Source organism: Streptomyces sp. NPDC090077 (assembly GCF_044747545.1).
GTDB lineage: Bacteria > Actinomycetota > Actinomycetes > Streptomycetales > Streptomycetaceae > Streptomyces.
In genome coordinates, this window is record NZ_JBIVEG010000007.1 from 233,226 (window position 1) to 257,053 (window position 23,828).

Annotated in this window: 16 protein-coding genes; 12 read left to right on the top strand and 4 right to left on the bottom strand. The window is 75.0% G+C overall.

What is annotated here, in order from left to right:
- Positions 1-175: 175 nt before the first annotated feature.
- On the bottom strand, positions 176-2,875 hold the full coding sequence (locus tag ACIPW5_RS15205) for a YbhN family protein (RefSeq protein ID WP_401244746.1): 2,700 nt from the start codon (positions 2,873-2,875) through the stop codon (positions 176-178).
- Positions 2,876-2,994: 119 nt separating this feature from the next.
- On the opposite strand from ACIPW5_RS15205, the gene ACIPW5_RS15210 reads away from it, so the two are divergent.
- The 5 genes from ACIPW5_RS15210 to nudC all read left to right on the top strand — a co-directional run bounded on the left by ACIPW5_RS15210 (position 2,995) and on the right by nudC (position 14,041).
- Entirely contained in the window at positions 2,995-3,342 is a 348-nt protein-coding gene (locus tag ACIPW5_RS15210) for an MGMT family protein (RefSeq protein ID WP_401244747.1), read from the top strand.
- Positions 3,343-3,627: 285 nt separating this feature from the next.
- A complete protein-coding gene (locus tag ACIPW5_RS15215; protein ID WP_401244878.1) occupies positions 3,628-7,572 on the top strand; it encodes a UvrD-helicase domain-containing protein in 3,945 nt (1,314 codons plus the stop codon).
- A gap of 43 nt (positions 7,573-7,615) precedes the next feature.
- On the top strand, positions 7,616-11,617 hold the full coding sequence (locus ACIPW5_RS15220; protein ID WP_401244748.1) for a UvrD-helicase domain-containing protein: 4,002 nt from the start codon (positions 7,616-7,618) through the stop codon (positions 11,615-11,617).
- 10 nt (positions 11,618-11,627) lie between these two features.
- Positions 11,628-13,052, top strand: a complete 1,425-nt coding sequence (locus tag ACIPW5_RS15225) for a dipeptidase (protein ID WP_401244749.1) — start codon at positions 11,628-11,630, stop codon at positions 13,050-13,052.
- Between the two features lie 41 nt (positions 13,053-13,093).
- On the top strand, positions 13,094-14,041 hold the full coding sequence (gene nudC, locus ACIPW5_RS15230) for an NAD(+) diphosphatase (RefSeq protein WP_401244750.1): 948 nt from the start codon (positions 13,094-13,096) through the stop codon (positions 14,039-14,041).
- 60 nt (positions 14,042-14,101) lie between these two features.
- Here the strand turns inward: nudC and ACIPW5_RS15235 are convergent, their stop codons facing one another.
- On the bottom strand, positions 14,102-14,362 hold the full coding sequence (locus ACIPW5_RS15235; RefSeq protein ID WP_030011087.1) for a mycoredoxin: 261 nt from the start codon (positions 14,360-14,362) through the stop codon (positions 14,102-14,104).
- Positions 14,363-14,624: 262 nt separating this feature from the next.
- Between ACIPW5_RS15235 and ACIPW5_RS15240 the strand changes: the two genes are divergently transcribed.
- The 5 genes from ACIPW5_RS15240 to ACIPW5_RS15260 all read left to right on the top strand — a co-directional run bounded on the left by ACIPW5_RS15240 (position 14,625) and on the right by ACIPW5_RS15260 (position 18,566).
- The gene (locus ACIPW5_RS15240) at positions 14,625-16,802 is read left to right on the top strand and encodes an ATP-dependent DNA helicase UvrD2 (protein WP_401244751.1); all 2,178 of its coding nucleotides are present in this window, start codon (positions 14,625-14,627) and stop codon (positions 16,800-16,802) included.
- A 165-nt stretch (positions 16,803-16,967) separates the two neighbouring features.
- The gene (locus tag ACIPW5_RS15245) at positions 16,968-17,285 is read left to right on the top strand and encodes a hypothetical protein (RefSeq protein ID WP_401244752.1); all 318 of its coding nucleotides are present in this window, start codon (positions 16,968-16,970) and stop codon (positions 17,283-17,285) included.
- 184 nt (positions 17,286-17,469) lie between these two features.
- Complete coding sequence (locus ACIPW5_RS15250) at positions 17,470-17,841, top strand: WhiB family transcriptional regulator (RefSeq protein WP_351879426.1); 372 nt, start codon at positions 17,470-17,472, stop codon at positions 17,839-17,841.
- Positions 17,838-18,170: a hypothetical protein gene (locus ACIPW5_RS15255; RefSeq protein WP_401244755.1), complete on the top strand. Its 333-nt coding sequence runs from the start codon at positions 17,838-17,840 to the stop codon at positions 18,168-18,170. Before ACIPW5_RS15250 ends, ACIPW5_RS15255 begins: the two co-directional genes overlap by 4 nt.
- Before the next feature lie 183 nt (positions 18,171-18,353).
- Positions 18,354-18,566, top strand: a complete 213-nt coding sequence (locus tag ACIPW5_RS15260) for a hypothetical protein (RefSeq protein ID WP_401244757.1) — start codon at positions 18,354-18,356, stop codon at positions 18,564-18,566.
- Positions 18,567-18,587: 21 nt separating this feature from the next.
- On the opposite strand, the gene ACIPW5_RS15265 is transcribed toward ACIPW5_RS15260, so the two are convergent.
- Positions 18,588-19,916, bottom strand: a complete 1,329-nt coding sequence (locus ACIPW5_RS15265) for an ABC1 kinase family protein (RefSeq protein WP_401244759.1) — start codon at positions 19,914-19,916, stop codon at positions 18,588-18,590.
- A 136-nt stretch (positions 19,917-20,052) separates the two neighbouring features.
- Positions 20,053-21,216, bottom strand: a complete 1,164-nt coding sequence (locus ACIPW5_RS15270) for a ThiF family adenylyltransferase (RefSeq protein WP_401244761.1) — start codon at positions 21,214-21,216, stop codon at positions 20,053-20,055.
- Between the two features lie 209 nt (positions 21,217-21,425).
- On the opposite strand from ACIPW5_RS15270, the gene ACIPW5_RS15275 reads away from it, so the two are divergent.
- Together ACIPW5_RS15275 and ACIPW5_RS15280 are read left to right on the top strand one after the other, a co-directional pair.
- On the top strand, positions 21,426-21,965 hold the full coding sequence (locus ACIPW5_RS15275; protein ID WP_401244763.1) for a M48 family metallopeptidase: 540 nt from the start codon (positions 21,426-21,428) through the stop codon (positions 21,963-21,965).
- A gap of 169 nt (positions 21,966-22,134) precedes the next feature.
- The gene (locus ACIPW5_RS15280; protein ID WP_401244765.1) at positions 22,135-23,826 is read left to right on the top strand and encodes a TerD family protein; all 1,692 of its coding nucleotides are present in this window, start codon (positions 22,135-22,137) and stop codon (positions 23,824-23,826) included.
- Positions 23,827-23,828: the final 2 nt, after the last annotated feature.

The following is a 23,828-nucleotide window of genomic DNA, read 5'->3' on the forward strand; positions in this document are numbered from 1 at the left end:
ACCCCCCATTCCCCGGTCCCCGGGGGCTCGGCCCCGTACCCCCTTGGGCGCTCCCGCGCCCGCGCCTCACCGGCGGGCGTGGCTGATTTCCGCCTCGCGGGCGTTTGAGGCGCGGGGGTCTGGGGGCGGAGCCCCCAGGGCCCACCCACCCACCCAGGCGGCGGGACCTGCGGAGCTAGATGGCTTCCTTGCGGGTCAGGAAGTTGAACGACACCCACCCCGGCAGCACCGGCAGCCAGAAGGTCATCAGCCGGAACAGCAGCACCGCCGAGATCGCGACCTCCTTCTCCAGTCCCGCCGCGATCAGACCCAGCGTCAGGGTGGTCTCCACCGCGCCCATGCCGCCCGGCGTCGGCGCCGCCGAGCCCAGGGCGTTGCCGGCGAGGAACACCACCGCGATGCTCGCGTAGCTGATGGCCTCGCCGCCCCCGAAGGCACGGATCGAGGCGTCCAGGCACATCACGAAGCAGCCGGTCAGCAGCAGCATCCCGCCGATGCCCGTCACCAGCTTCTGCGGCCGCTGGAGCACGTCCAGCATGCGCGGCACCACGCCCGCGAACAGCGCCCGCACCCGCGTCACCACGAACTTCCGCAGGAACGGCACCGCCGTGACGACCAGCACCAGCACCGCCACCGTCAGCAGACCCGCGATCACCGTCCTCGACGGCGCCATCTCCGGGGTCTTCTCGGTCCCCGTCAGGTAGCCGAAGGCCAGCAGCAGCAGGATGTGGCTGGCCAGCCCGAACAGCTGCGACGCGCCCACGCTCGCCACGGCCAGACCGGGCCGGACCCCCGCCCGCTGGAGGAACCGGGTGTTCAGGGCGACACCGCCCACGGCCGCCGGGGCGACCAGCTTCACGAAGGAGCCCGCGACCTGCGCGACCACCGTCCGCAGGAAGGGCACCCGTTCCGGGACGAAGCCCAGCAGGCTCATCGCCGCCGCGAAGTACGTCAGCACCGAGAAGGCCAGCGCCGCCCCGACCCAGCCCCACTGCGCCTGGCCGATGATCGTCGCGAAGTCCACGTGGGCCAGCTGCGTGAGCAGGAAGTACGCACCGAAGGCACCCGCGATGAAGGACACCAGCGTGCGCGGCCGGATCCGTTCCAGCCGGGCCGGCTCCACCGGGGCCTGCGGGCGGATCAGCAGCACCTGCTGGCGGATCTGGCTCAGCAGGTCCTCCTCCCGCGCCCCCTCCAGGGCGTCGTCCAGCGCCCGCTTCTCGGCCTTGCGGTCGGCCGCCGCGGTGGCCGCCGGGTCCTCGGAGCCCGCCTCGCGCGCCGCCTTCGCCGCCCGCGAGGACTCCAGTACGGCCTCCCGCTGCCGGTCGGCCCGCTCCCGCGCCAGCTTGCGCAGGGTCGCCCGGGTGGAGCGGCTCAGCGCGATCGGCTGGAGCAGCGGCAGGCAGTCCGCGACCGTGTCGGGGCCGAGCACCGACACCGCCGAGGCCACCGACCGCTCCGCGCCGACCCGCAGGCCGAGCGTGGTCAGCAGCTGTGCGACGTCCATCCGCAGCACCAGGTCGCCGGCCGCGATCTCGCCGCCCCGCAGGTCCGTGAGGATCACCTTGCCGGAACGATCCACCACCAGTGCGTCCCCCGTGAGCCGGCGGTGCGCGATCCGGCGCGACTGGAGGGCCCGTACCTGCTCCCACGCGTTGTGGGCCAGCTCGTCGGTGATCTCCTCGTCGGCGAGGGCGTCCAGGTTGCGTCCGCCCAGGTGCTCGTAGACGAGCATCACGGCGTCCGGACCCAGCTCGGAGGTGGCGATCAGCTTCGGCGCGTTCGCCCCGGCCGCGATCGCGGCGTAGGCGAGCAGGGCCTCCTGTTCGAGGGCCTGGCGCAGGGACTGGATGCTGCGCCGGGTGGTGATCCCGCGCAGGGTCATCCGCCGCCAGACCCGGTAGAAGAAGCCCTGGGCCTGCTGTTCGCGGTCCACGACGGTGACGTCCAGCGGCGGGCCGTCCTCCAGGGTGACGTGGTAGCGCCGCCCCCGGTCGCCGGTGTCCGTGCTGTCCCCGTCGGCGGCCTCGGCGCGCATCGCGCTGACCGGCTGGAAGCCGACGCGGCGCAGTCCGGCGAGGAGGTTCTGCCCGGTGGGCCGCACGTTCGGCGAGCCGACCGCGTACAGGGTCCCGTAGGCCACGCTCCAGCCGATCAGCACCGTCAGGATGATCGAGAACGGGGTGGTGTACCCGCTGACCAGCATGGCGAAGGCGTCCAACAGCAGCACCACCCACAGCGCGACCCGCCAGCGGGGCCGCCGGGTCATCCCGACGGCGGTCATGTACGCGATGACGGGCGCGAGGTACCCGTGCACCGGGTCCGTGGAGCCGGCCGTGGCCGTCGCACGGGTCAGGGCGTCCTGGATGGTCTCGGGGGCGGCCTCGGACACCCACAGGTCGGTGGCCAGGGTCACCCCGTGCGCGAGGACGGCCGCGAGGACGCCGTCGGCGATCCGCAGTCCGTCCCGCTTGATCAGCCGTTCGATGGCGAAGGCCACCGGCACGAGGAGCACGGCGATGCTGGACACCAGCCCCGCGACCTTGATCAGCAGGGCCGGCGCCTGGCCGGTGCCCTGCGTGATGTCCTGCTCCAGGCCCGCGGTGGTGCCGTGGGCGAACGCGGCGATGGCGAGCACGACGGCGATGCCGAGGACCCCGGAGAGCAGGCGGACCAGGTCGGAGGGCCGGTGCACGCGGGCGGCGAGCAGCGGCTCGTCCACCTCGACGCGGTCGGCCGCCGTCGGCGTGTGGCCGGGCGGGTCGTCGGGGTGCGCCTCGTCCGGGCGCGCGTCATCGCCCCTCGCCGCGCCGTCCGGAGGGCTCACAACCCGCTCCTTCGCCGTCACATCCGTCTCTTCTTGATCACGTATCACCAGTCACCGCCCGGAAGATGGTGGCACGGACGGGCGGCCGTGCGGGGCAGCAGGGTGCGCGCCGGTACGGAAGGAAAGCTTCCACCGGGTCGGCCGGAGCATCCGGCACCATGTGCCGAATGAGCGAAGAGCTGCCCGCCTACGCGGAGCGGGTACTGGAGGTGGCCGAGCGGATTCCGCCCGGCCGGGTGATGACCTACGGGGACGTCGCCGAGTGGCTCGGCGAGGGCGGCCCGCGCCAAGTCGGGCGTGTCATGGCCCTGTACGGAGGAGCCGTGCCCTGGTGGCGGGTGGTGCGGGCGGACGGCGTACCCCTGCCCGGCAGCGAGCGGCGCGCCCTGGAGCACTACCGGACGGAGGGCACCCCGCTGCGCGAGACCCCCTCCGGAGAACCCCGGCTGGCCATGCGCAGGGCACGCTGGGACGGGCGGGAGGAAGGGGCCGGGGGCGACGAGGCTCACACCTGACAGCTTCCGGCATACGAGACCCGGACGGAGACCCGCAGGCCCGTACGGAGGACGGCGCCGACGCCCTCCGGGGCGACTCCGGCACCCCGCGGGACGGACTGCGGCCGCCGCCGCGGTTGGCGTAGCGTTGCCTCTTCGGCGTCCGCGCCGGCGGTCCCCCCGACCGCCGCGACCGCCGGCCAGACCGCAGCAACCGCAGACCCACCAGGACCGGCACCCCACGTGATCACCTCTCCTCCCGGCCGCTCGGAGCGGCGTACGCGCACGCCCGAGGCGTACCGGCTGGTGCGCACCGGGCCGGTCCAGGTGGCTCCCCCTGTTCTGGACGCAGCCCAGCGGGCGGTGGTTGATCACACCCGGGGACCCCTGCTGGTCCTGGCCGGCCCCGGCACCGGAAAGACCACCACCCTCGTCGAGGCCGCCGCCGCCCGGGTGGAGGAGGGCACCGACCCCGCCCGGATCCTGATCCTCACCTTCAGCCGGAAGGCGGCCGTCGAGCTGCGCGACCGCGCCGCCCTGCGGCTCGGCGGCGCCCGCGCCCCGCAGGCCACCACCTTCCACTCCTTCTGCTACGGCCTGGTCCGCGCCCACCAGGACCACGAGCTCTTCGCCGACCCGCTGCGGCTGCTGTCCGGCCCGGAGCAGGACGTGATGGTCCGCACCCTGCTGGAGGGCCAGCGGCGGCTGCGGTCCATCCGCTGGCCGGACGACCTGCGGGCCGCGCTGACCACACGCGGGTTCGCCGACGAGGTCCGCGCCGTGCTGGCCCGCGCCCGCGAACTGGGCCTGGGCCCCGGGTCCCTCGCCACCTTCGCCGACCGGATCGGCCGCCCCGACTGGAAGGCGGCCGCCGCCTTCCTCTCCGAGTACCTCGACGTCCTCGACCTCCAGGGCTCCCTGGACTACTCCGAGCTCCTGCACCGCGCCGTCCTGCTGGCGGAGGAGACCCCGTCCCTGGCCTCCTCCTACGACGTGATCCTCGTGGACGAGTACCAGGACACCGACGCCTCCCAGCTGCGGCTGCTGCGCGCGCTGAACGGCCCGGCCGGGACGCTGGTGGCCTTCGGCGACCCCGACCAGTCGATCTACGCCTTCCGGGGCGCCGACATCAACAACGTCCTCGACTTCGAGTCGGCCTTCCCCGGCGCGGCGGTCCGCGCCCTCACCACGGGCCGCCGCTCGGGCGCGAACCTGCTGGCCGCCACCCGGCTGCTCACCACCCGCATGCCGGTCCCGCGGCTGCCCGCGGCCGCCGTCCGGGCGCACCGGGACCTCGCGCCGGTCCGGGAGGGCGGCAGCGTGGAGGTGTACACGTACCCGACGGCCGGCGCCGAGCTGGACAACATCGCCGACGTCCTGCGCCGCGCCCACCTGGAGGACGGCGTCCCCTGGCGGGACATGGCCGTCCTGGTCCGCGCGGGCGGCCGCACCCTGCCGGCGATGCGGCGCGCCCTGATCGCGGCGGGAGTCCCGGCGGAAACGGACGCCGCCTCCACCCCCCTCCGCCACGAACCCGCCGTCTCCCCCCTCCTGACGGCCCTCCGCCTCACCGCCTCCGCCGCGGCCCTGCCGGGCGGGGACGCGGACGGGGCTGTCCCGTCGGACGCGGTTGCCCTGCCGGGCGGGGACGTGGACGGGCCTGTCCCGTCGGACGCGGGTGCCCTGCCGGGCGAGGGCCGGGACGGGTCTGTCCTGCTGGACACCGCCGCCCTGCCGGGCGCGCTGCCGGGCGCGCTGCCGGGCACTGCTGCTCTGCCGGACGCGCCCGCCCTGCCGGGCACTGCTGCTCTGCCGGGCGAGGGCCGGGACGGGTCTGTCCTGCTGGACACCGCCGCCCTGCCGGGCGCGCTGCCGGGCGCTGCTGCTCTGCCGGGCGAGGGCCGGGACGGGTCTGTCCTGCCGGACGCCGCTGCCCTGCCGGGCGGGGACGGCAGGTCTGCCCTGCCGGGCGCGCCCGCCCTGCCGGGCACTGCTGCTCTGCCGGGCGAGGGCCGGGACGGGTCTGTCCTGCCGGACGCCGCTGCCCTGCTGGGCGGGGTGCCGGACGCCGCGGCCCTGCCGGGCGGGGACGTGGACGGGGTTGTCCCGTCGGACGCCGCTGCCCTGTCGGAGCCGGGTGCGGGCGCCGCCGCGGTGTCGGCCCTCCTGCCGGAGGCTGCCGGGGGTTCCGGTCCGGCCGCGTCGCATGCCGAAGGAGTCGTGGCGGACCGCGCCGGGGTGCACGAGCCCGCTCGTGATCTCGGGGTGGGTGGGCGGGACCTTCCCACCGGCCCGGCCGGGGACGCACGGGGCACCGCCGGGTCCGGGGGAACCCCCGAGGACCCCGCCACCGCCGGAGGCGAAGGGTGGGTCGGGGTCGAGGAGGCCGTCGTGCTGCTCACCTCGCCGCTCGGCGGGATGGACGCCGCCGACCTGCGCCGGCTCGGGCGGGCGCTGCGGGACGAGGAGCGGGCCGCCGGGGCCGCCGTGCCCGCGCCCTCCGACGTGCTGCTCGCCCGCGCCCTCGCCGAGCCCGAGCGGCTCACCGCCCACGACCCCGCCTACGCCCGCGGCGCGCAGCGCCTCGGCCTGCTGCTGCGCAAGACCCGCGAGCTGCTCCAGGGCGGCGGCACCGCCGAAGAGGCCCTCTGGACCCTCTGGGACGGCACCCCCTGGCCGCAGCGCCTCGAACGCCAGGCCCGCCGCGGCGGCGCCGCCGGCCGCAACGCCGACCGGGACCTCGACGCCGTCTGCGCCCTCTTCGAGACCGCCGCCCGCGCCGAGGAACGCACCGGCGGCCGGGGCGCGCTCAACTTCCTCGAACAGCTGGAGGCGGAGGACATCGCCGCCGACACCCTCGCCGGCAAGGCGCACCGCACCGACGCCGTGCGCCTCATGACCGCCCACCGCTCCAAGGGCCTGGAGTGGGGCCTCGTCGTCGTCGCCGGGGTCCAGGAAGGACTCTGGCCCGACCTGCGCCGCCGCGGCTCCCTCCTCGAAGCCGACCGGATCGGCCGCGACGGCCTCGCCGAACCCCTGACCCCCGGCGCCCTCCTCGCCGAGGAGCGGCGGCTCTTCTACGTCGCCGCCACCCGCGCCCGCCACCGCCTCGTCGTCACCGCCGTCAAGGCCCCCGCCGAGGACGGCGACCAGCCCTCCCGCTTCCTCACCGAACTCGGCGTCACCCCCAAGGACGTCACCGGCCGCCCCCGCCGCCCCCTGGCCGTCCCCGCGCTCGTCGCCGAGCTCCGCGCCACCACCGTCGACCCCGACGCGTCCCCCGCCCTGCGCGACGCCGCCGCCCGCCGCCTGGCCCGCCTCGCCGCGCTCACCGACGACGACGACCGCCCCCTCGTCCCCGCCGCGCACCCGCAGCGCTGGTGGGGCCTGTACGAGCCCACCGCCTCCGCCGTCCCGCTGCGCGACCGCGACCGGCCCGTCACCCTCTCCGGCAGCGCCCTGGACCAGCTCGCCAACACCTGCTCCCTCCAGTGGTTCCTGGGCCGCGAGGTCAAGGCCGACGCCCCCTCCACCGCCGCCCAGGGCTTCGGCAACGTCGTCCACGTCCTCGCCGACGAGGTCGCCTCCGGCCGCACCCCCGCCGACCTGGCCGTCCTCATGGAACGCCTCGACTCCGTCTGGGACGCCCTCGCCTTCGACGCACCCTGGAAGTCCCGCCAGGAGAAGGACAACGCCCGCGCCGCCCTGGAACGCTTCCTGCGCTGGCACACCACCGACCGCGGCGGCCGGGCCGCCGTCGCCACCGAGCACGACTTCGACGTCACCCTCGACGCCGGCGAGTACGCCGTACGGATCCGCGGCTCCATGGACCGCGTCGAGGCCGACCCGCAGGGCCGCGCGTACGTCGTCGACTTCAAGACCGGCAAGGGCGCCCCGACCAGGGACCAGGTCGCCCGGCACCCGCAGCTCGCCGTCTACCAGCTCGCGGTCCGCGAGGGCGCCGTCGACGAGGTCTTCGACGGCCGCCGCCCCGAACCCGGCGGCGCCGAACTCGTCCAGCTGCGCCAGGGCGCCGCCAAGCGCGACGGCGGCGACGAGGTCCCGAAGATCCAGGCGCAGGAACCGCTGTCCGGCGGCGGCTCCGGCGAATGGGTCGGCGACCTGCTGGCCACCGCCGCCGGCCGGGTCCTCGACGAACGCTTCGCCCCCGCCACCGGCGAACACTGCGCCCGCTGCACCTTCCGCAGCGCGTGCAGCGCCCTGCCCGAGGGCCGCCAGACCGTCGAATGAGACGCGGGCCGGGAGTGTCGGCGGCTCCGGCTAGCCTTTTGAGGTGACCGCGTACGTGTCCGGGCGGGCCCCCGCCCTCGACGACCCCGAGCAGCTCAAGGAGCTCCTCGGGATCCCGTTCACGCCCGAACAGCTGGCCTGCGTCACCGCCCCCGCCGCCCCCCAGGTCATCGTCGCGGGCGCCGGCTCCGGCAAGACCACCGTCATGGCCGCCCGCGTGGTCTGGCTGGTCGGCACCGGCACGGTCGCCCCGGAACAGGTCCTCGGCCTGACCTTCACCAACAAGGCCGCCGGCGAGCTGGCCGAGCGCGTCCGCACCGCCCTCGCCCGGGCCGGCGTCACCGACCCCGACCCCTCCCCGGCCGACGTCGAGGCCGGGACGGCCGGCGGCGAGCCCCGCATCTCCACGTACCACGCCTTCGCCGGGCAGCTCCTCAAGGACCACGGGCTGCGCATCGGCCTGGAGCCCAGCGCCCGCCTCCTCGCCGACGCCACCCGCTTCCAGCTCGCCGCGAAGGTGCTCCGCGAGGCCCCCGGCCCCTACCCCTCCCTCACCAAGTCCGTCCCCGACCTGGTCAGCGACCTCCTCGCGCTCGACGGGGAGCTCTCCGAGCACCTCGTCGAACCGGACGCCCTGCGCGCGTACGACACCGCCCTGCTCGACGGGCTGGCGGACGCCCGGCTCACCAACGACGACCTGCGCAAGGTCCCCGAGGCGGTACGCGGCCGCCTGGAGCTGCTGGAACTGGTCACCCGCTACCGCGCCGCCAAGCGCTCCCGCGACCTCTTCGACTTCGGCGACCAGATCGCCCTGTCGGCGCGGCTCGCCACCACCCGCCCGGAGGTCGGCGCCCTGCTGCGCGAGGAGTTCCGGGTGGTCCTCCTCGACGAGTACCAGGACACCTCCGTCGCCCAGCGGCTGCTGCTGTCCGGGCTCTTCGGCGGCGGCACCGGGCACGCCGTGACCGCCGTCGGCGACCCCTGCCAGGCCATCTACGGCTGGCGCGGGGCCTCCGTCGCCAACCTCGACGACTTCCCCGAGCACTTCCCGCACGCCGACGGCCGCCCCGCGACCCGCCTCTCCCTCAGCGAGAACCGGCGCAGCGGCGGCCGCCTCCTCGACCTGGCCAACGGCCTCGCCGCCCCGCTGCGCGCCATGCACGAGGGCGTCGAGGCCCTGCGCCCCGCCCCGGGCGCCGAACACGAAGGCACGGTCCGCTGCGCCCTGCTGGAGACCCACGCCGAGGAGCTGGAGTGGCTCGGTGACTCCGTCGCCCACCTGGTCCGTACGGGCCGGGAGCCCGGCGACATCGCGGTCCTGTGCCGTTCGGCCGCCGACTTCGCGCAGATCCAGGCGGTCCTGGTGGCCCGGGACGTCCCGGTCGAGGTCGTCGGCCTCTCCGGCCTGCTCCACCTCCCGGAGGTGGCCGACCTGGTCTCCGTCTGCGAGGTGCTCCAGGACCCGGGGGCCAACGCCGCCCTGGTCCGTCTCCTGATCGGCCCCCGCTGGCGGATCGGCGCCCGCGACCTGGCCCTGCTCGGCCGCCTGGCCCGGCAGCTGGTGGCCCGCCCCGGCGCCTCCGAGGGGCCCGACGGCCGGCTCGCGGCGGCGGTCGAGGGCGTCGACCCGGCCGAGGTGGTCTCCCTGGCCGACGCGCTGGAAACCTTCCTGGACGGCTCGGCGCCCGAGGAGCTGCCCTTCTCGGCCGCCGCCCGGGTCCGCTTCGCGCACCTCGCCCAGGAGCTCCGCGACCTGCGCCGCTCGCTCTCCGACCCCCTGATGGACGTCCTGCACCGGGTCCTGGCCACGACGGGCCTGGACGTGGAGCTGTCGGCCTCCCCCCACGCGCTGGCGGCCCGCCGCCGCGAGACCCTGTCCGGCTTCCTGGACGTCGCGGCCGGCTTCGCCGCCCTGGACGGGGAGGCGACCCTGCTCGCCTTCCTCGGCTTCCTGCGCACGGCCGCCCAGTACGAGAAGGGCCTCGACCACGCCCTGCCCGGCGGCGAGAACACGGTGAAGGTCCTCACGGCCCACAAGTCCAAGGGGCTGGAGTGGGACGTGGTGGTCGTCCCCGACCTGTGCGCGGGCTCCTTCCCGAAGGAGAAGGCCCCCGAGGCCTGGACCTCGTACCCAAAGGTCCTCCCGTACGCCCTGCGCGGCGACGCCGACACCCTCCCGGCCGACCCGGCCTGGACCTCGGCGGGCCTGAAGTCCTTCAAGGCGGCCCTCAAGTCCCACAAGGAGACCGAGGAGCTCCGCCTGGGCTACGTGACCTTCACCCGCCCCCGCTCCCTCCTCCTCGCCTCGGGCCACTGGTGGGGCCCCACCCAGAAGCGCCGCCGGGGCCCCTCGGCCTTCCTGACCGCCCTCCACGACCACTGCGCGGCCGGCTTCGGCGAGATCGAGGACTGGGCGGACGAACCGGCCCCCGACGCCGAGAACCCGGCCCTGGCCGCCGACGCCGCCCCGGACCACTCCTGGCCCCTGCCCCTGGACCCGGCCTCCCTGACCCTCCGCCGCCACGCGGCCGCCCTGGTCGAAGCCCACCTCACCACCTCCCGCCCCCCGGCCGACGACCCCTACCTCTGGCCCCCGCACTGCGAGGACCCGTCCTACGCCGACGAACCCCCGCCCCCGACGGACGACCTGTGGGCGCCCGAAGCGGCGCCCGCGGCCCCGTGGGGCGAGGCCCCGACGGAGCTCCCCGGCGGAGCCGTGGGTGGTTCCCGCCCGGCGGGTGCGGACGACCTGTGGGCGGGCGAGGCAGTGGCCGGGGTGTCCCCCGGGGAGGACGACCGCTGGGCGGGCGAAGCCGCAGCCGTGCGCCCCGGCGCAGCGGGCGCCGTGCCGGCGGCAGCCGCCGACGGGGACGACCTGTGGGCGGGCGAAGCCGTGCCCTTCGACCCGTGGGGCGATGTCCCGGCGGGGTCCTCCGGCACGGCCGGACGCGGCCCGGCGTACCCGGTGTCCCCCGAGGACGCTCCCTGGGCCGGCGTGCCGGGATCGCCCGTGCGGACCGGCGCAGCCGGGGACGGGCCCCGCGGGGTCCGGGGCGGAGCCCCGGTTCCGGGAAGGGGCGGGGCGGGGGAAGAGAACCTCCGGCCCGACCCCGCGGCCGAGGACCCGGACGACCTCTGGGCCGGCGAAGCCGTACCGGCGGGGTCCCGTCCGGGCGCGCCCGGCAGCGGCGGCCCCGTCGACGACCTGTGGGCCGGCGAAGCCGTGGCCGCGGGCCCCGGGGGCCCTGACGGTTCCGGGCCCGAGCGCGCGGAGCCGCGGCCGCGGCCGTACCCCGACGGCATCCCCCCGGAGGCCCCGCTGACCCCCGAGGAGGCGCGGGCCGTCGCCTCGTGGGACCGGGACCTCGACGCCCTGGAGGGCGAGCTCCGCCGCGCCCGCGCAGCCGTGCGGGACGTCGAGCTGCCCTCCGCCCTGTCCGCGAGCCAGCTCCTGCGCCTCGCCGCCGACGAGCAGGGCTTCGTACGCGATCTCGCCCGCCCCATGCCCAAGCCCCCGCAGCCCGCGGCCCGCCAGGGCACCCGCTTCCACGCCTGGGTCGAGTCCCGCTTCGACGAGCTGCCCCTGCCGCTCCTCGACGACCTCCTCGACCCCGCCGCCGACCTCCCCGGCTCCGACCAGGAGATCGCCGACGAGGCCGACCTCGCCGCCCTCAAGGCCGCCTTCGAGCGCAGCGAGTACGCCGAGCGCACCCCGTACCGGATGGAGGCCCCCGTCCAGCTGACCCTCGCCGGCCGGGTGATCCGCGGCCGGATCGACGCCGTGTACCGCAACCCCGACGGCTCGTACGAGGTGGTCGACTGGAAGACCGGCCGCACCACCCAGGCCGACCCGCTCCAGCTCGCCGTGTACCGCCTCGCCTGGGCGGAGGCCACCGGCACCCCCCTCGACCGGGTCTCCGCCGCCTTCCTGCACGTCCGCAGCGGCCGCGTCATCCGCCCCCGTGACCTGCCCGGACGGGACCGTCTTGAGCGGATCCTCCAAGGCAAATCGGGCACGGACGGCGCCCCCCGGGCGGACGGCTAGGCTCGTGGCCATGAGCGAAACCCCGGACAGCGTCGTCCGCACGTACATCGACACCCACCGCGCCGCCTTCCTCGACGACCTCGCCGAGTGGCTGCGCATCCCCTCCGTCTCGGCCCAGCCCGAGCACGCGGACGACGTACGCCGCAGCGCCGACTGGCTCGCTGCGAAGCTCAAGGAGACCGGCTTCCCGGTCACCGAGGTGTGGGACACCCCCGGCGCCCCCGCGGTGTTCGCGCACTGGCCGGCCGCCGACCCGGCAGCCCCCACCGTCCTCGTCTACGGGCACCACGACGTCCAGCCCGCCGCCCTCGCCGACGGCTGGCACACCGAGCCCTTCGAGCCCGTCGTCAAGGACGGCCGGATGTACGGGCGCGGCGCCGCCGACGACAAGGGCCAGGTGTTCTTCCACACCCTCGGCCTGCGCGCGCACCTCGCCGCGACCGGCGCCGAGGCCCCCGCCGTGCACCTCAAGCTGCTCGTCGAGGGCGAGGAGGAGTCCGGCTCCCCGCACTTCCGCGACCTCGTCGAGGCCCGCGCCGCCGAACTCGCCGCCGACGTCGTGATCGTCTCCGACACCGGCATGTGGTCCGAGACCACCCCCACCGTCTGCACCGGCATGCGCGGCGTCGCCGACTGCGAGATCGACTTCCACGGCCCCGACCAGGACATCCACTCGGGCGCCTTCGGCGGTGCCGTGCCCAACCCGGCCACCGTCGCCGCCCGCGTCGTCGCGGCGCTGCACGACGAGGACGGGCGGGTCACCCTGCCCGGCTTCTACGACGGCATCGCCGAGCTGACCGAGGCCGAGCGCCGGCTGATCTCCGAGCTGCCCTTCGACGAGGCCGAGTGGCTGCGCACGGCCAAGTCGTACGCGGCCGCCGGCGAGGCCGGCTACTCCACCCTGGAGCGCGTCTGGGCCCGCCCCACCGCCGAGGTCAACGGCATCGGCGGTGGCTACCAGGGCCCCGGCGGCAAGACCATCGTGCCCGCCTCCGCCCACCTGAAGCTCTCGTTCCGGCTGGTTTCGGGGCAGGACCCGTACGAGGTCGAGGCGGTCTTCCGGGACTGGCTCGCGGCCCGCGTCCCCGCCGGGATCCGGCACACCGTCACCTTCGGCGCGCCCACCCGGCCCTGCCTGACCCCGCTGGACCACCCGGCCCTGCAGTCCGTGGTCCGCGCCATGGGCCGCGCCTTCGGGCAGCAGGTCCGCTTCACCCGCGAGGGCGGCTCGGGCCCGGCGGCCGACCTCCAGGACGTGCTGGCCGCGCCGGTCCTGTTCCTGGGGATCTCCGTACCCTCCGACGGCTGGCACTCCCCGAACGAGAAGGTCGAGCTGGACCTGCTCCTCAAGGGCGTGGAGACCACCGCCTACCTGTGGGGCGACCTCGCCGCGCACTGGTCGCCGGCGACCGACGCCCCCGCCACCACCGCCTGACACACGTTCCGTACGCCTGCCTTGTCCCACCACCGGGGGAGTTGGAAGTACCAGTGAGCACCCATACCGAGCGTCCTCTGTCGCTCACCGCGCCCAGCGGCATCGACCGCGCCGCGCACCACCGCCTCGACGAGGCGTGGCTCGCCGCGGCGTGGAGCCATCCGACGACCCGCGTCTTCGTCGTCTCCGGCGGCCAGGTGCTGATCGACGACACCCCCGACGGCGGCACGGGCATCGTGATGACCCCCGCCTTCGAGGCCCCCGTCACCGAGACGCACCGGTACTTCCTGGGCACGGACGAGGACGGCGTCCGGTACTTCGCGCTGCAGAAGGACTCCCTGCCGGGCCGCATGGACCAGTCGGCCCGTCCGGCCGGGCTGCGCGAGGCCGGACTGCTGCTGAACCCGCGCGACGCCGGGCTGATGGTGCACGCGGTGGCGCTGGAGAACTGGCAGCGCATGCACCGGTTCTGCTCCCGCTGCGGCGAGCGCACCGTCGTCGCGGCGGCCGGCCACATCCGCCGCTGCCCGGGCTGCGGCGCCGAGCACTACCCGCGCACCGACCCGGCCGTGATCATGCTGGTCACCGACGAGCAGGACCGGGCGCTGCTGGGCCGCCAGGTGCACTGGCCGGAGGGCCGCTTCTCGACGCTGGCGGGCTTCGTGGAGCCGGGCGAGTCGATAGAGCAGTCCGTGGTCCGCGAGGTGTGGGAGGAGGCGGGGGTGCGGATCGGCGAGGTCGAGTACGTCGCCAGCCAGCCCTGGCCGTTCCCGTCCAGCCTGATGCTGGGCTTCAACGCCCGCGCGGTCAGCTCGGAGATCACGGTCGACGGCGAGGAGATCCAGGAGGCCCGCTGGTTCTCCCGCGAGGACTACCGCGCCGCGATCGAGGCCGGCGAGGTCCTGCCCCCGTCGGGCATCTCCATCGCCGCCCGCCTGGTCGAGCTCTGGTACGGGCAGCCGCTGCCCAAGGGGCCGGCGGCCCTCTGATCCCGTCCGCGGACGCGGAACGGCCCCCGCCGCGGCGGGGGCCGTTCCGGGACGTGCGGGTCAGACGGCGAGGGCCTGCTTGACCTGGGCCAGGCTCGGGTTCGTCATGACGGACTCGCTGCCGGCGGCGGACTTCACGAGCACGGTCGGAACCGTCTGGTTGCCGCCGTTGGCCTTCTCCACGAACGCCGCGGACTCCGGGTCGAGCTCGATGTTGATCTCGTTGTACGCGATGCCTTCCCGGTCCAGCTGGGTCTTCAGCCGACGGCAGTAGCCGCACCAGGTGGTGCTGTACATCGTGACGGTGCCCGTGTCCTGCATGCTCGCTCCTCTGTGAGGTCTCGGTGGATCGCGGCGGATCGCGGTGCCGACGGGGACCGCGGTGCCGGTCGGTGATCCGAGGAGTCGAACGTCCCGCCCGGCCCCTCCATTCCCGCGGGGCCGCCCGGTGTGACCGATCCGACTGCCGCCCGGTCCGCCCCCCGCCGGACCTGCCGGTACGCCGTTCCACCCGGTATGACGGATCCCGCGGGGCTGTGGACGGGTTTCCCGTCCGACCCACCGGACCTGGCAGCATGGCGGGGTGACAGCAGCAACGCACTCCTCATCCGTACCGGCCGGCGGCGGCGCGCCCGACGTCGACGCCGACGCCGTGCTCCAGGGCCTGGACCCTGAGCAGCGCGAGGTCGCGACGACCCTGCGCGGTCCGGTGTGCGTGCTGGCGGGTGCCGGGACCGGCAAGACCCGTGCGATCACCCACCGCATCGCCTACGGGGTCCGCTCGGGCCAGCTCATGCCGGCCAGCGTGCTCGCCGTCACCTTCACCAACCGCGCCGCCGGCGAGATGCGCGGCCGGCTCCGCACCCTGGGCGCGGGCGGGGTCCAGGCCCGCACCTTCCACTCCGCCGCCCTGCGCCAGCTCCAGTACTTCTGGCCCCGGGCGATCGGCGGGGAGGTGCCCCGGCTCCTGGAGCGCAAGATCCAGTTCGTGGCCGAGGCAGGTGCGCGCTGCCGCGTCCGCCTCGACCGCAACGAGCTGCGGGACGTCACCGGGGAGATCGAGTGGGCCAAGGTCACCCAGACCGTCCCCTCCGACTACCCGGCCGCCGCCCTCAAGGCGGGCCGCGAGGCCCCCCGCGACATGGCGGAGATCGCCCAGATCTACGGCACGTACGAGCAGCTCAAGCGCGACCGCGGCATGATCGACTTCGAGGACGTGCTGCTCCTCACCGTCGGCATCCTCCAGGACCGCCACGACATCGCCGAGCAGATCCGCGCCCAGTACCAGCACTTCGTGGTGGACGAGTACCAGGACGTCAGCCCGCTCCAGCAGCGACTGCTGGAGCTGTGGCTCGGCGACCGCGACAGCCTCTGCGTGGTCGGCGACGCCAGCCAGACGATCTACTCCTTCACCGGCGCCACCCCCGACCACCTGCTGAACTTCCGCACCCGCTACCCGCAGGCCACCGTGGTCAAGCTGGTCCGCGACTACCGCTCCACCCCCCAGGTGGTGCACCTCGCCAACGGCCTGCTGAACCAGGCCCGCGGCCGGGCCGCCGAGCACCGGCTGGAGCTGGTCTCCCAGCGCGAGCCCGGCCCCGACCCGGTCTACGCCGAGTACCCCGACGAGCCCGCCGAGGCCGAGGGCGTGGCCCGCCGGGTCCGCGACCTGATCGCCGCCGGGGTCCCGGCCGGCGAGATCGCCGTCCTCTACCGCATCAACGCCCAGTCCGAGGTCTACGAGCAGGCCCTCGCCGACGCCGGCGTCCCGTACCAGCTGCGCGGCGCGGAGCGCTTCTTCGAGCGCGCCGAGGTGCAGAAGGCGGTCCTCGCACTGCGCGGAGCCGCCCGTTCCGCGGGCAACGACCCGCTGCTCGACGACCTCGTCGAGCTCGGAGCCCAGGTCCGGGCCGTGCTGAGCTCCACCGGCTGGACCGCCGAGCCGCCGGCCGGCTCCGGCGCCGTGCGCGACCAGTGGGAGTCGCTGGCCGCGCTGGTCCGCCTCGCCGAGGACTTCGCCCGCTCCCGCCCCGGCGCGGGGCTGGCCGAGCTCACCGTCGAACTGGACGAGCGGCGGGCCGCGCAGCACGCGCCGACCGTCCAGGGCGTCACCCTCGCCTCGCTGCACGCCGCGAAGGGCCTGGAGTGGGACGCGGTGTTCCTGGTCGGCCTCACCGACGGCATGATGCCGATCACCTACGCCAAGACCGACGAGCAGGTCGAGGAGGAACGCCGGCTGCTGTACGTCGGCGTCACCCGCGCACGGCTGCACCTGACCCTCTCCTGGGCCCTCTCCCGGGCTCCGGGCGGCCGGGCCTCCCGTCGCCCCAGCCGCTTCCTGAACGGGCTGCGGCCGGGCTCCGCGGCCCCCGCCGCCCGGCCGGGCGTCCCGGCCGAGGGCGCGCCGCGCAAGCGGGGCCGCCGCGGGCCGGTGCTGTGCCGGGTCTGCGGCCGGACCCTGACCGAGGCCGGGGACATCAAGCTGATGCGCTGCGGGGACTGCCCGTCGGACATGGACGAGGGCCTCTACGAGCGGCTGCGCGACTGGCGCGCCGGGCAGGCGAAACTCCAGGGAATGCCCGCATACTGCGTCTTCACCGACAAAACGCTCATGGCGATCGCCGAGGCGGCGCCCTCCGAGCCGGGAGAGCTCTCGATGATCTCCGGCGTGGGCGGCCGCAAGCTCGACCGGTACGGGGCCGACGTGCTGGCCATCTGTACTGGTCAGGAGACTGACGGTGAGGATCCTGACGACGCGTAGAAACTCGTCGGAAAAATAGTTTGCACATGCCCGGCGAAGCCCCATAGGTTCTTAGCAACGGAAACGGTGGCTTCTCCGAAGCTCCGGATCCGTGCTGTACTTATCCGAATACATGGGACGGGCCTCACAGCCCAGTCCCCGAGACGCCGAGAGGAGGCGAGACCAGTGACCAGCTTCATGACCTTCACCAAAATGACCGATCGCTCGGTCGACGCTTCCTGCCTGCTCGGTTCCGTCTCCCTCCTGGGCACCGGTCTGTCCGCGATTACCGCTGACGGCCCCGCCCTGCTGGCGACCCTTCCGGTCAGCGAGCGCAATGAGCGACCGACCAAGGCACTGGTGGCAGTAGCGGAAGCCCGGAAGGCGCACGGCGCCTATGGCTTCGCGGCCGCGGCCGGTGCCGGAGTCAAGACGCAGACGCAGCAGCAGCACCACCTGATGTGGGCCTTCCGCGGGCTCGAACCCTGGAGTGATCCAGCCTGATCGCACGATCAGGCCGGCGCCTTCAGGGCCGCGGAACCCCACCCGGGATCCGCGGCCCTTCTGTTTGCCCCGAACGGGGAGGACGGAGCGAAGGGGCCTCGGGACTGGCAAGACCAGGTACCACAGCCGCCACCCGGCCGACCGGCCGGAACGACTAGCCGAACAAGACGAGGAAGAAAACACCGTGCAACTCGAAGCGCACGCCCCGTCCGTACCGCAGACCCAAACGATCTCCCCGCCCGCAGTCCCGGAGGACCCCGCCTTGACCCCCCTCACCGCGCTCACCGCGCTCGACGACGCCATCGAGAACCTCGGCGTACCCGTTCCCTGCCGCACCTTCGACCCCGAGGTCTTCTTCGCCGAGTCCCCGGCGGACGTCGAGTACGCCAAGTCCCTCTGCGGCACCTGCCCGCTGGTCGAGGCCTGCCTCGCCGGCGCCAAGGAGCGCCGCGAGCCCTGGGGCGTCTGGGGCGGAGAGCTCTTCGTTCAGGGCGTGGTCGTGGCCCGCAAGCGGCCCCGCGGCCGTCCGCGCAAGAACCCGGTTGCAGCGGCATGACCGCCACCGGAACCATCGACCGCCCCCTGACGCACGACCCCTTGAAGCAGGCCCCCATGTCCCCCCACGCCACCACGAGCGAGCAGCCGCACGGCTCCGCCACCGCAGACTTCATCACCGCAGGCGCGATCACCTCGCGTCAGAACAGGACCCGCGAAATGCAACTCATCCCAGAAGCCCTGGCCCGTGCCCATATGGACGACCGCATGCGCGAGGTGGACGCCGAGCGTCACGCCCTGCGCCTGGTCGCCGCGCGGCGCATGCAGCGCAAGGCCGAGCGCGTCTCCATGCGCGCCCGGCGCGCGCTGGCCATGGCCGTCATGCACTGAGCACGCGAAGAGCCCCGACCGGGCTCGGAAGCGGCTCGAAGGCCTCTTGAAAACGAAGTGAACACCGCCGGAGCCGGCTGACCACAGCCGGCGACGACGGCACCGGGGGGACCGGTCCGAACGGACCGGTCCCCCCGGTGCGTTGCGGGGCCCCGCACGGGCCGGCGGGGATATCGTCTGGTGGTGGACCAGTCGACCCCCCCACCCACCCCGCCGGGGCCCGAGGCCCAGCCGGTCGTCTGCGCGCGCTGCGGTGCCCGCTCCCCGGAAGGCGCCCCGCCGCCGCCCACCTGGACGTGTTCGGTGGAGAACGGGGCCAGACAGTACTTCTGCGTCGACTGCGCGCGCGCCAACCTCCGGGCGATCGAGGGCAGGCTCGACTCCTCCTGGTGGTGAGGCCCGCCCGGTCCGCCCGGATCAGTCCTCGGGCAGGAACCCCGGCAGCCAGGAGTCCAGTTCGTCGCGCAGCCGCACCGTCGCGCCCAGCTGGCACAGCACGCCGATGGTGCTCAGCGTCACCCGGTGGATCAGCAGGTACGACGGCGGCAGGTTGATCTGCCGGCCCAACTGGTGGGCGGGGGAGCGGGGATCGGCGATCCGCGCCGCCTGGCCGCGCAGCCACGGCCGGGTGAAGGTGAACTCGTCGGCCTCGGCGGGCTCGATGATGGGCTTGAGGTAGTCCAGCACCGCGTCCGGGTCGAGTTCGATGCTCTCCTTGACGAACCCTTCGGCGCACAGGTGGCCGTAGACCCCCTCGGCGTCCCCGTCCAGGGTCATCCGCAGCGAGCGTCCGATGGGCTTGGGCCAGCCGCCCGGCAGCCGGTCCACCGTGCCGAAGTCCAGTACGCCCAGACGCATCCGGCCGTCGGCGCCCGACACGAGCCGGAAGTTGCCCGGGTGCGGATCGGCGTGCAGCAGACCGGTGCGCGCGGGCCCGGAGAACAGGAACCGGGCCAGCAGCTGTCCGGCGCGGTTGCGCTCCTCCCGCGTCCCGTCGGCGATCACCTCGGAGAGCGGCGTGCCCTCCAGCCACTCCGTCACCAGCACCTGGTCACCCTGGTGCACGACGTCCGGGACGACCACGTCCTCGTCGCCGTCGAAGGCATCGGCGTGGGTGCGCTGGGCCTCGGCCTCCAGCTCGTAGTCCAGCTCCTCCGCGACCCGGTCCCGCAGCTCGGTGATCAGCGGCTTGAGGTCCATGCCCGGAACCAGCGGCCCCAGCAGCCCCGCGAACCGGCTCAGCTGCTTGAGGTCCGACAGCAGCGCCTCCCCGGCCCCCGGGTACTGGACCTTGACCGCCACCTGCCGGCCGTCGTGCCACACCGCCCGGTGCACCTGCCCGATCGAGGCGGCCGCGGCCGGCTTGTCCTCGAACTCCTCGAACAGGTCCCGCCAGTCCTCGCCGAGCCGCTCCGCCAGCACCTCGTGCACCCGCGAGGCCGGCAGCGGCGGGGCCGCCTCCTGGAGCTTGGTCAGCGCCGCCCGGTAGGGACCGGCGACCTCCTCGGGGAGCGCCGACTCGAACACCGACAGGGCCTGCCCGAACTTCATCGCGCCGCCCTTCAGCTCCCCGAGCGTGCGGAACAGCTGCTCGGCGGTGCGCTGCTGGAGCTCGCGGGCCACGATCTCGGCCGACTTGCCGCCGATCCGCTTGCCCAGCCCCCAGGTGGCCCGGCCCGCGATCCCGAGTGGGAGCGCGGCCAGCTTGACGGTGCGCGTGACCGCCTTCCGGGGAAGATCAGACATGAGCCCCTCCAGTTTCCGGACTGCTGTGCCGCGAGCGGCGGTTCGGGACGCGGCTCGGCCCCCATCGCATCCTGCCATGACCCCCCGGGCCCCCGGACCGGGGCACCCGCCCCGGCTCCGGCGGGAGTCAGGCGGCTCACGACCGCACCGCCCCGGAGCCCGCCGCCCGGTCGGCCACCGGGTTCGCCGCAGGTTCCGCGGGCGGCTCCGAGGCCGGCTCGGGGGCGGCGGCCGCGCAGGGGCAGTCCGGATGCGGGCGCAGCGCGGTCCGCTCCCAGTGCAGCCCGGGCAGGGCGGCCTCCCACCGCGCCGCCGCCGAAGCGGGCAGCTGCCCGTCGAGGAAGGCCAGGGCGTGCGCCGCCGCGAGGCCGGCCACCGCCGTGGACAGCCCCAGGTCACAGGCCCCCGCCCCGCGCCGACGGTGCGCCGAGCGCCACTGGACCAGCATCCGGGGCCAGGCCGGGTCCCGGTCGACGCGGTCGCGCTCCATGCACCCCGCGCAGGCCGTGGAGCCCGGCAGCACCAGGGGCCCCACCAGCCCCGTCCCCTCCAGCACCCCCGCGTACAGGTGCGGTGTGCCGCTCGCCACCCAGTCGGCGGCCGTCGCCGGATCGGGGGCCCATGCCTGGAGGCCGTCCCGGGGCGCGAGCACCACCAGGGCCGGTTCGGGCCCCGGTCCGCCGGGATCGCCCGGCCCCGGAGCCCGCCCCGGTGCCGCCTCCCGCACCCGAGCCCCCGCCGCCTCCGCCCGGGGCCGGCCCACGCTCCCCGGATCCAGCCCGCCCGGAGCCACGTCGGCCGCCTCCACCCGGCCCCCGTCGAGCACGTCGACCCGGCCCACCCCGGCCCCCGCCAGCACGGCGGCGATCACCGCCCCCACCCGGCCGCTCCCGCGCACCTGGACCCGCAACGCCCTGCGCGCCGCGACCCCCCGCAGGTCGCCGCCGGGCTCCCGGTGCACCAGCGAGAGCGAGCCCAGGTCGGGCCCGAGCCGCTCCAGCACTTCCGGCCGGCGGCGCACGGCCTGCGCCCGGGGCCCTCCGGCCGTGAGGTCGTCGAGCAGACCGGCCCCGGCGAGGTGCCGGACCAGGCCGTCCACCTGTCCCTCGGGCAGTCCCATCCCGGCACCCTCGGCCCGCAGCAGCTCCATGCCCCGCGTCCCGTCGATCCGGTCGATGAGCGACCCCGTCGCCGTGTCCAGCGGCCCGAGCACCACCGCGTGGGCGGGCGTCACCCCGAACTGGACCGTCTGCAGGTCCCGCCATGCCCGCGCCAGCGCCGGCTTCACCTTCGGATACATCGCTGCCTCCCCGTCCCGTCGCATTCCCGATCCCGTGTCACCGCCACCATGCCCGGCCGCCGGACCGCGTGCGGGAGTTCGTCCACAGGCAGGGGGTATTGGTCATATGGGATGAGGAATGGTGGTGTTTGCGGCCCCCCGGCGAACCGATCATGCTCGAACCTCGGACGCGCGGGACTTCCGCCGCGGCGACCGGGTACCGTCGTGGCGTGCCAGCCGACCCGCCACAGCGCGCCGTCGAAGTACGCCGGAGCGCGCGCCGCCGCAGGACCGTGTCCGCCTACCGCGAGGGCGAGCGGACGGTGATCCTGATCCCCGCCCGGATGTCCGAGGCGGAGGAGCGGCGCTGGGTGGGCGTCATGCTCGACAAGCTCGCCGCCCAGGAGAGCAAGCGGACCCTCGGCGACGCGGAACTGATCGCGCGCGCCGAGCGTCTGTCCGAGCAGTACTTCAGCGGCCGGGCACGCCCGCTCTCCGTCCGCTGGGTCACCAACCAGAACACCCGCTGGGGCTCCTGCACCCCCGCGGAGGGCAGCATCCGGCTGTCCCACCGCATCCAGGGAATGCCGGAGTACGTCGTCGACTACGTGCTGCTGCACGAGCTGGCGCACCTCCTGGTGCCCGGCCACGGCCCCCGCTTCTGGGAGCTGCTGGAGGCGTACCCGAAGACCGAGCGGGCCCGCGGGTTCCTCGAAGGGGTGGCCGCGGCGGAGCGCATGCCCCGGGTCCCGGCGGCCCGCGAGGAGTGACCTCCCGTCACGGGAGCCGGACGCCGAGGCGTGCCGGAACCGGGTCGGTACCGGGCCGGTACCGGGTTGGAACCGGTCCGATCCCGGCTTGGCCGGATGTCGCCGGGAGCCGTTAGCCTGAGCGGCACACATCGAGCAGACGAAGTCGGGATGGGGGACGGTCGGACACATGGCCAGGGAATTCCAACGCGGCCACAAGGCCAAGATCAGTGATCTGACGGCGGGCACCGATCTGTACGTGGGCGTCCAGATCGGCGGGCCCGGGCTCAGCTTCGACATCAGCTGCTTCGGCCTCGACGCCGACGAGCGGCTGTCGGACGACCGCTACTTCGTCTTCTACAACCAGCCGAAGTCGCCCGAGGAGTCGATCCAGCAGCTCGGCCCGCAGGCCGGGGACACCGAGTCCTTCCGCGTGACCCTCGACCACGTGCCCGCCTCCATCCACAAGCTGTCCTTCAGCGCCACCCTCGACGGCGCCGGCCAGATGTCGCAGATCGGCCCCGGCTACATCCGGATCGTGGCCGGCGGCGAGGAAGTCGTCCGCTACTCCTTCACCGGCGCCGAGTTCAGCACCGAACGCGCCCTGATGATCGGCGACTTCTACCGCAAGGACGTGTGGCGCTTCGCCGCCGTCGGCCAGGGCTTCGACGGCGGTCTCGCCGCACTGCTGGAGCACTTCGGCGGCGAGGTCGCCGAGGAAGATCCGCAGCCCGAGCCGCAGGCCCCGGCGCAGCCGCAGGGCGCCGCCCCCGGGTTCGCCCCGCCCGCACAGGCCGCCGCCCCGGCCCCGTCCTTCGGCGCCCCGGTCCAGCAGCAGCCGGCCGCCCCGGCGCCCGCACCGTACGCCCCGCCGCAGCAGCAGCCCCCTGCCCCGCAGCCCCCGGCGCCCGCCCCCGTGCACTCGGCGCCGACCATGGTCGCCCCGCTCGGCGCGCCCACGGCCCCCTACGGCCAGCCGCCCCACCCGCCGCAGCAGCCCGGCCCGCCCTCGTACGGCCGGCAGCCGCAGCAGTCCTACGGCGCCCAGGTCCCGCCGCCCGCCCCGGCCCCCGCGCCCTACGGCCAGCCGCCGCAGGCCCCGTACGGCCAGGTCCCCGGCCAGCAGCCGCCCGCCCCGCAGGCCCCGTACGGGCAGCAGCCGGGCTACGGCCAGCAGCCCCCGGCCCCCTACGGCCAGGCCCCGCAGGCCGCCGGGCCCGGAGCCGGCCTCGCCGCCGCCCTCCAGCCGTACAAGGAGGCCCCCACCGGCGCCCGCTGGACCCCGCAGAACCAGCAGCTCATGCGGGTCGACCTCGCCATGGGCGGCCAGGCCGTCCTCGCCCGTCAGGGCAGCATGGTCCTGTACCAGGGCAAGGTGGACTTCAGCTACAAGGGCGCCGGCTTCGCCGGCCGCATCGTCGGCAACGCCACCGGCCAGGAGATGCAGCTGATGCGCTGCACCGGCCGCGGCCAGGTCTTCCTCGCCGAGAACGGCGCCCACCTGCACGCCATCGAGCTCCAGGGCGACGGCATCTGCGTCTCCGCCGAGAACGTCCTCGCCTTCGACGAGTCCCTCCAGCACGAGGTCCGCCGCATCGAGGGCCACGGCATCCCCGGCGGCGCCCTGTTCACCATGCTGTTCCAGGGCTCCGGAACGGTCATCGTCAAGACGCACGGCGTGCCCGTCGTCCTGCCGGTCACCCCGACCACCTTCGCCGACAGCAACGCCATCGTCGCCTGGTCGGCCGCCTCACAGGTGATCATTTCCAGCCAGGTCCGGCTGCGCCGCAACGCCTACCCGGGCCACAGCGGGGAGACCGTGAACCTCCAGTTCCGCGGCGCCCCCGGCAACTTCATCGTCGTCCAGCCGTACGAGGTCTGAGG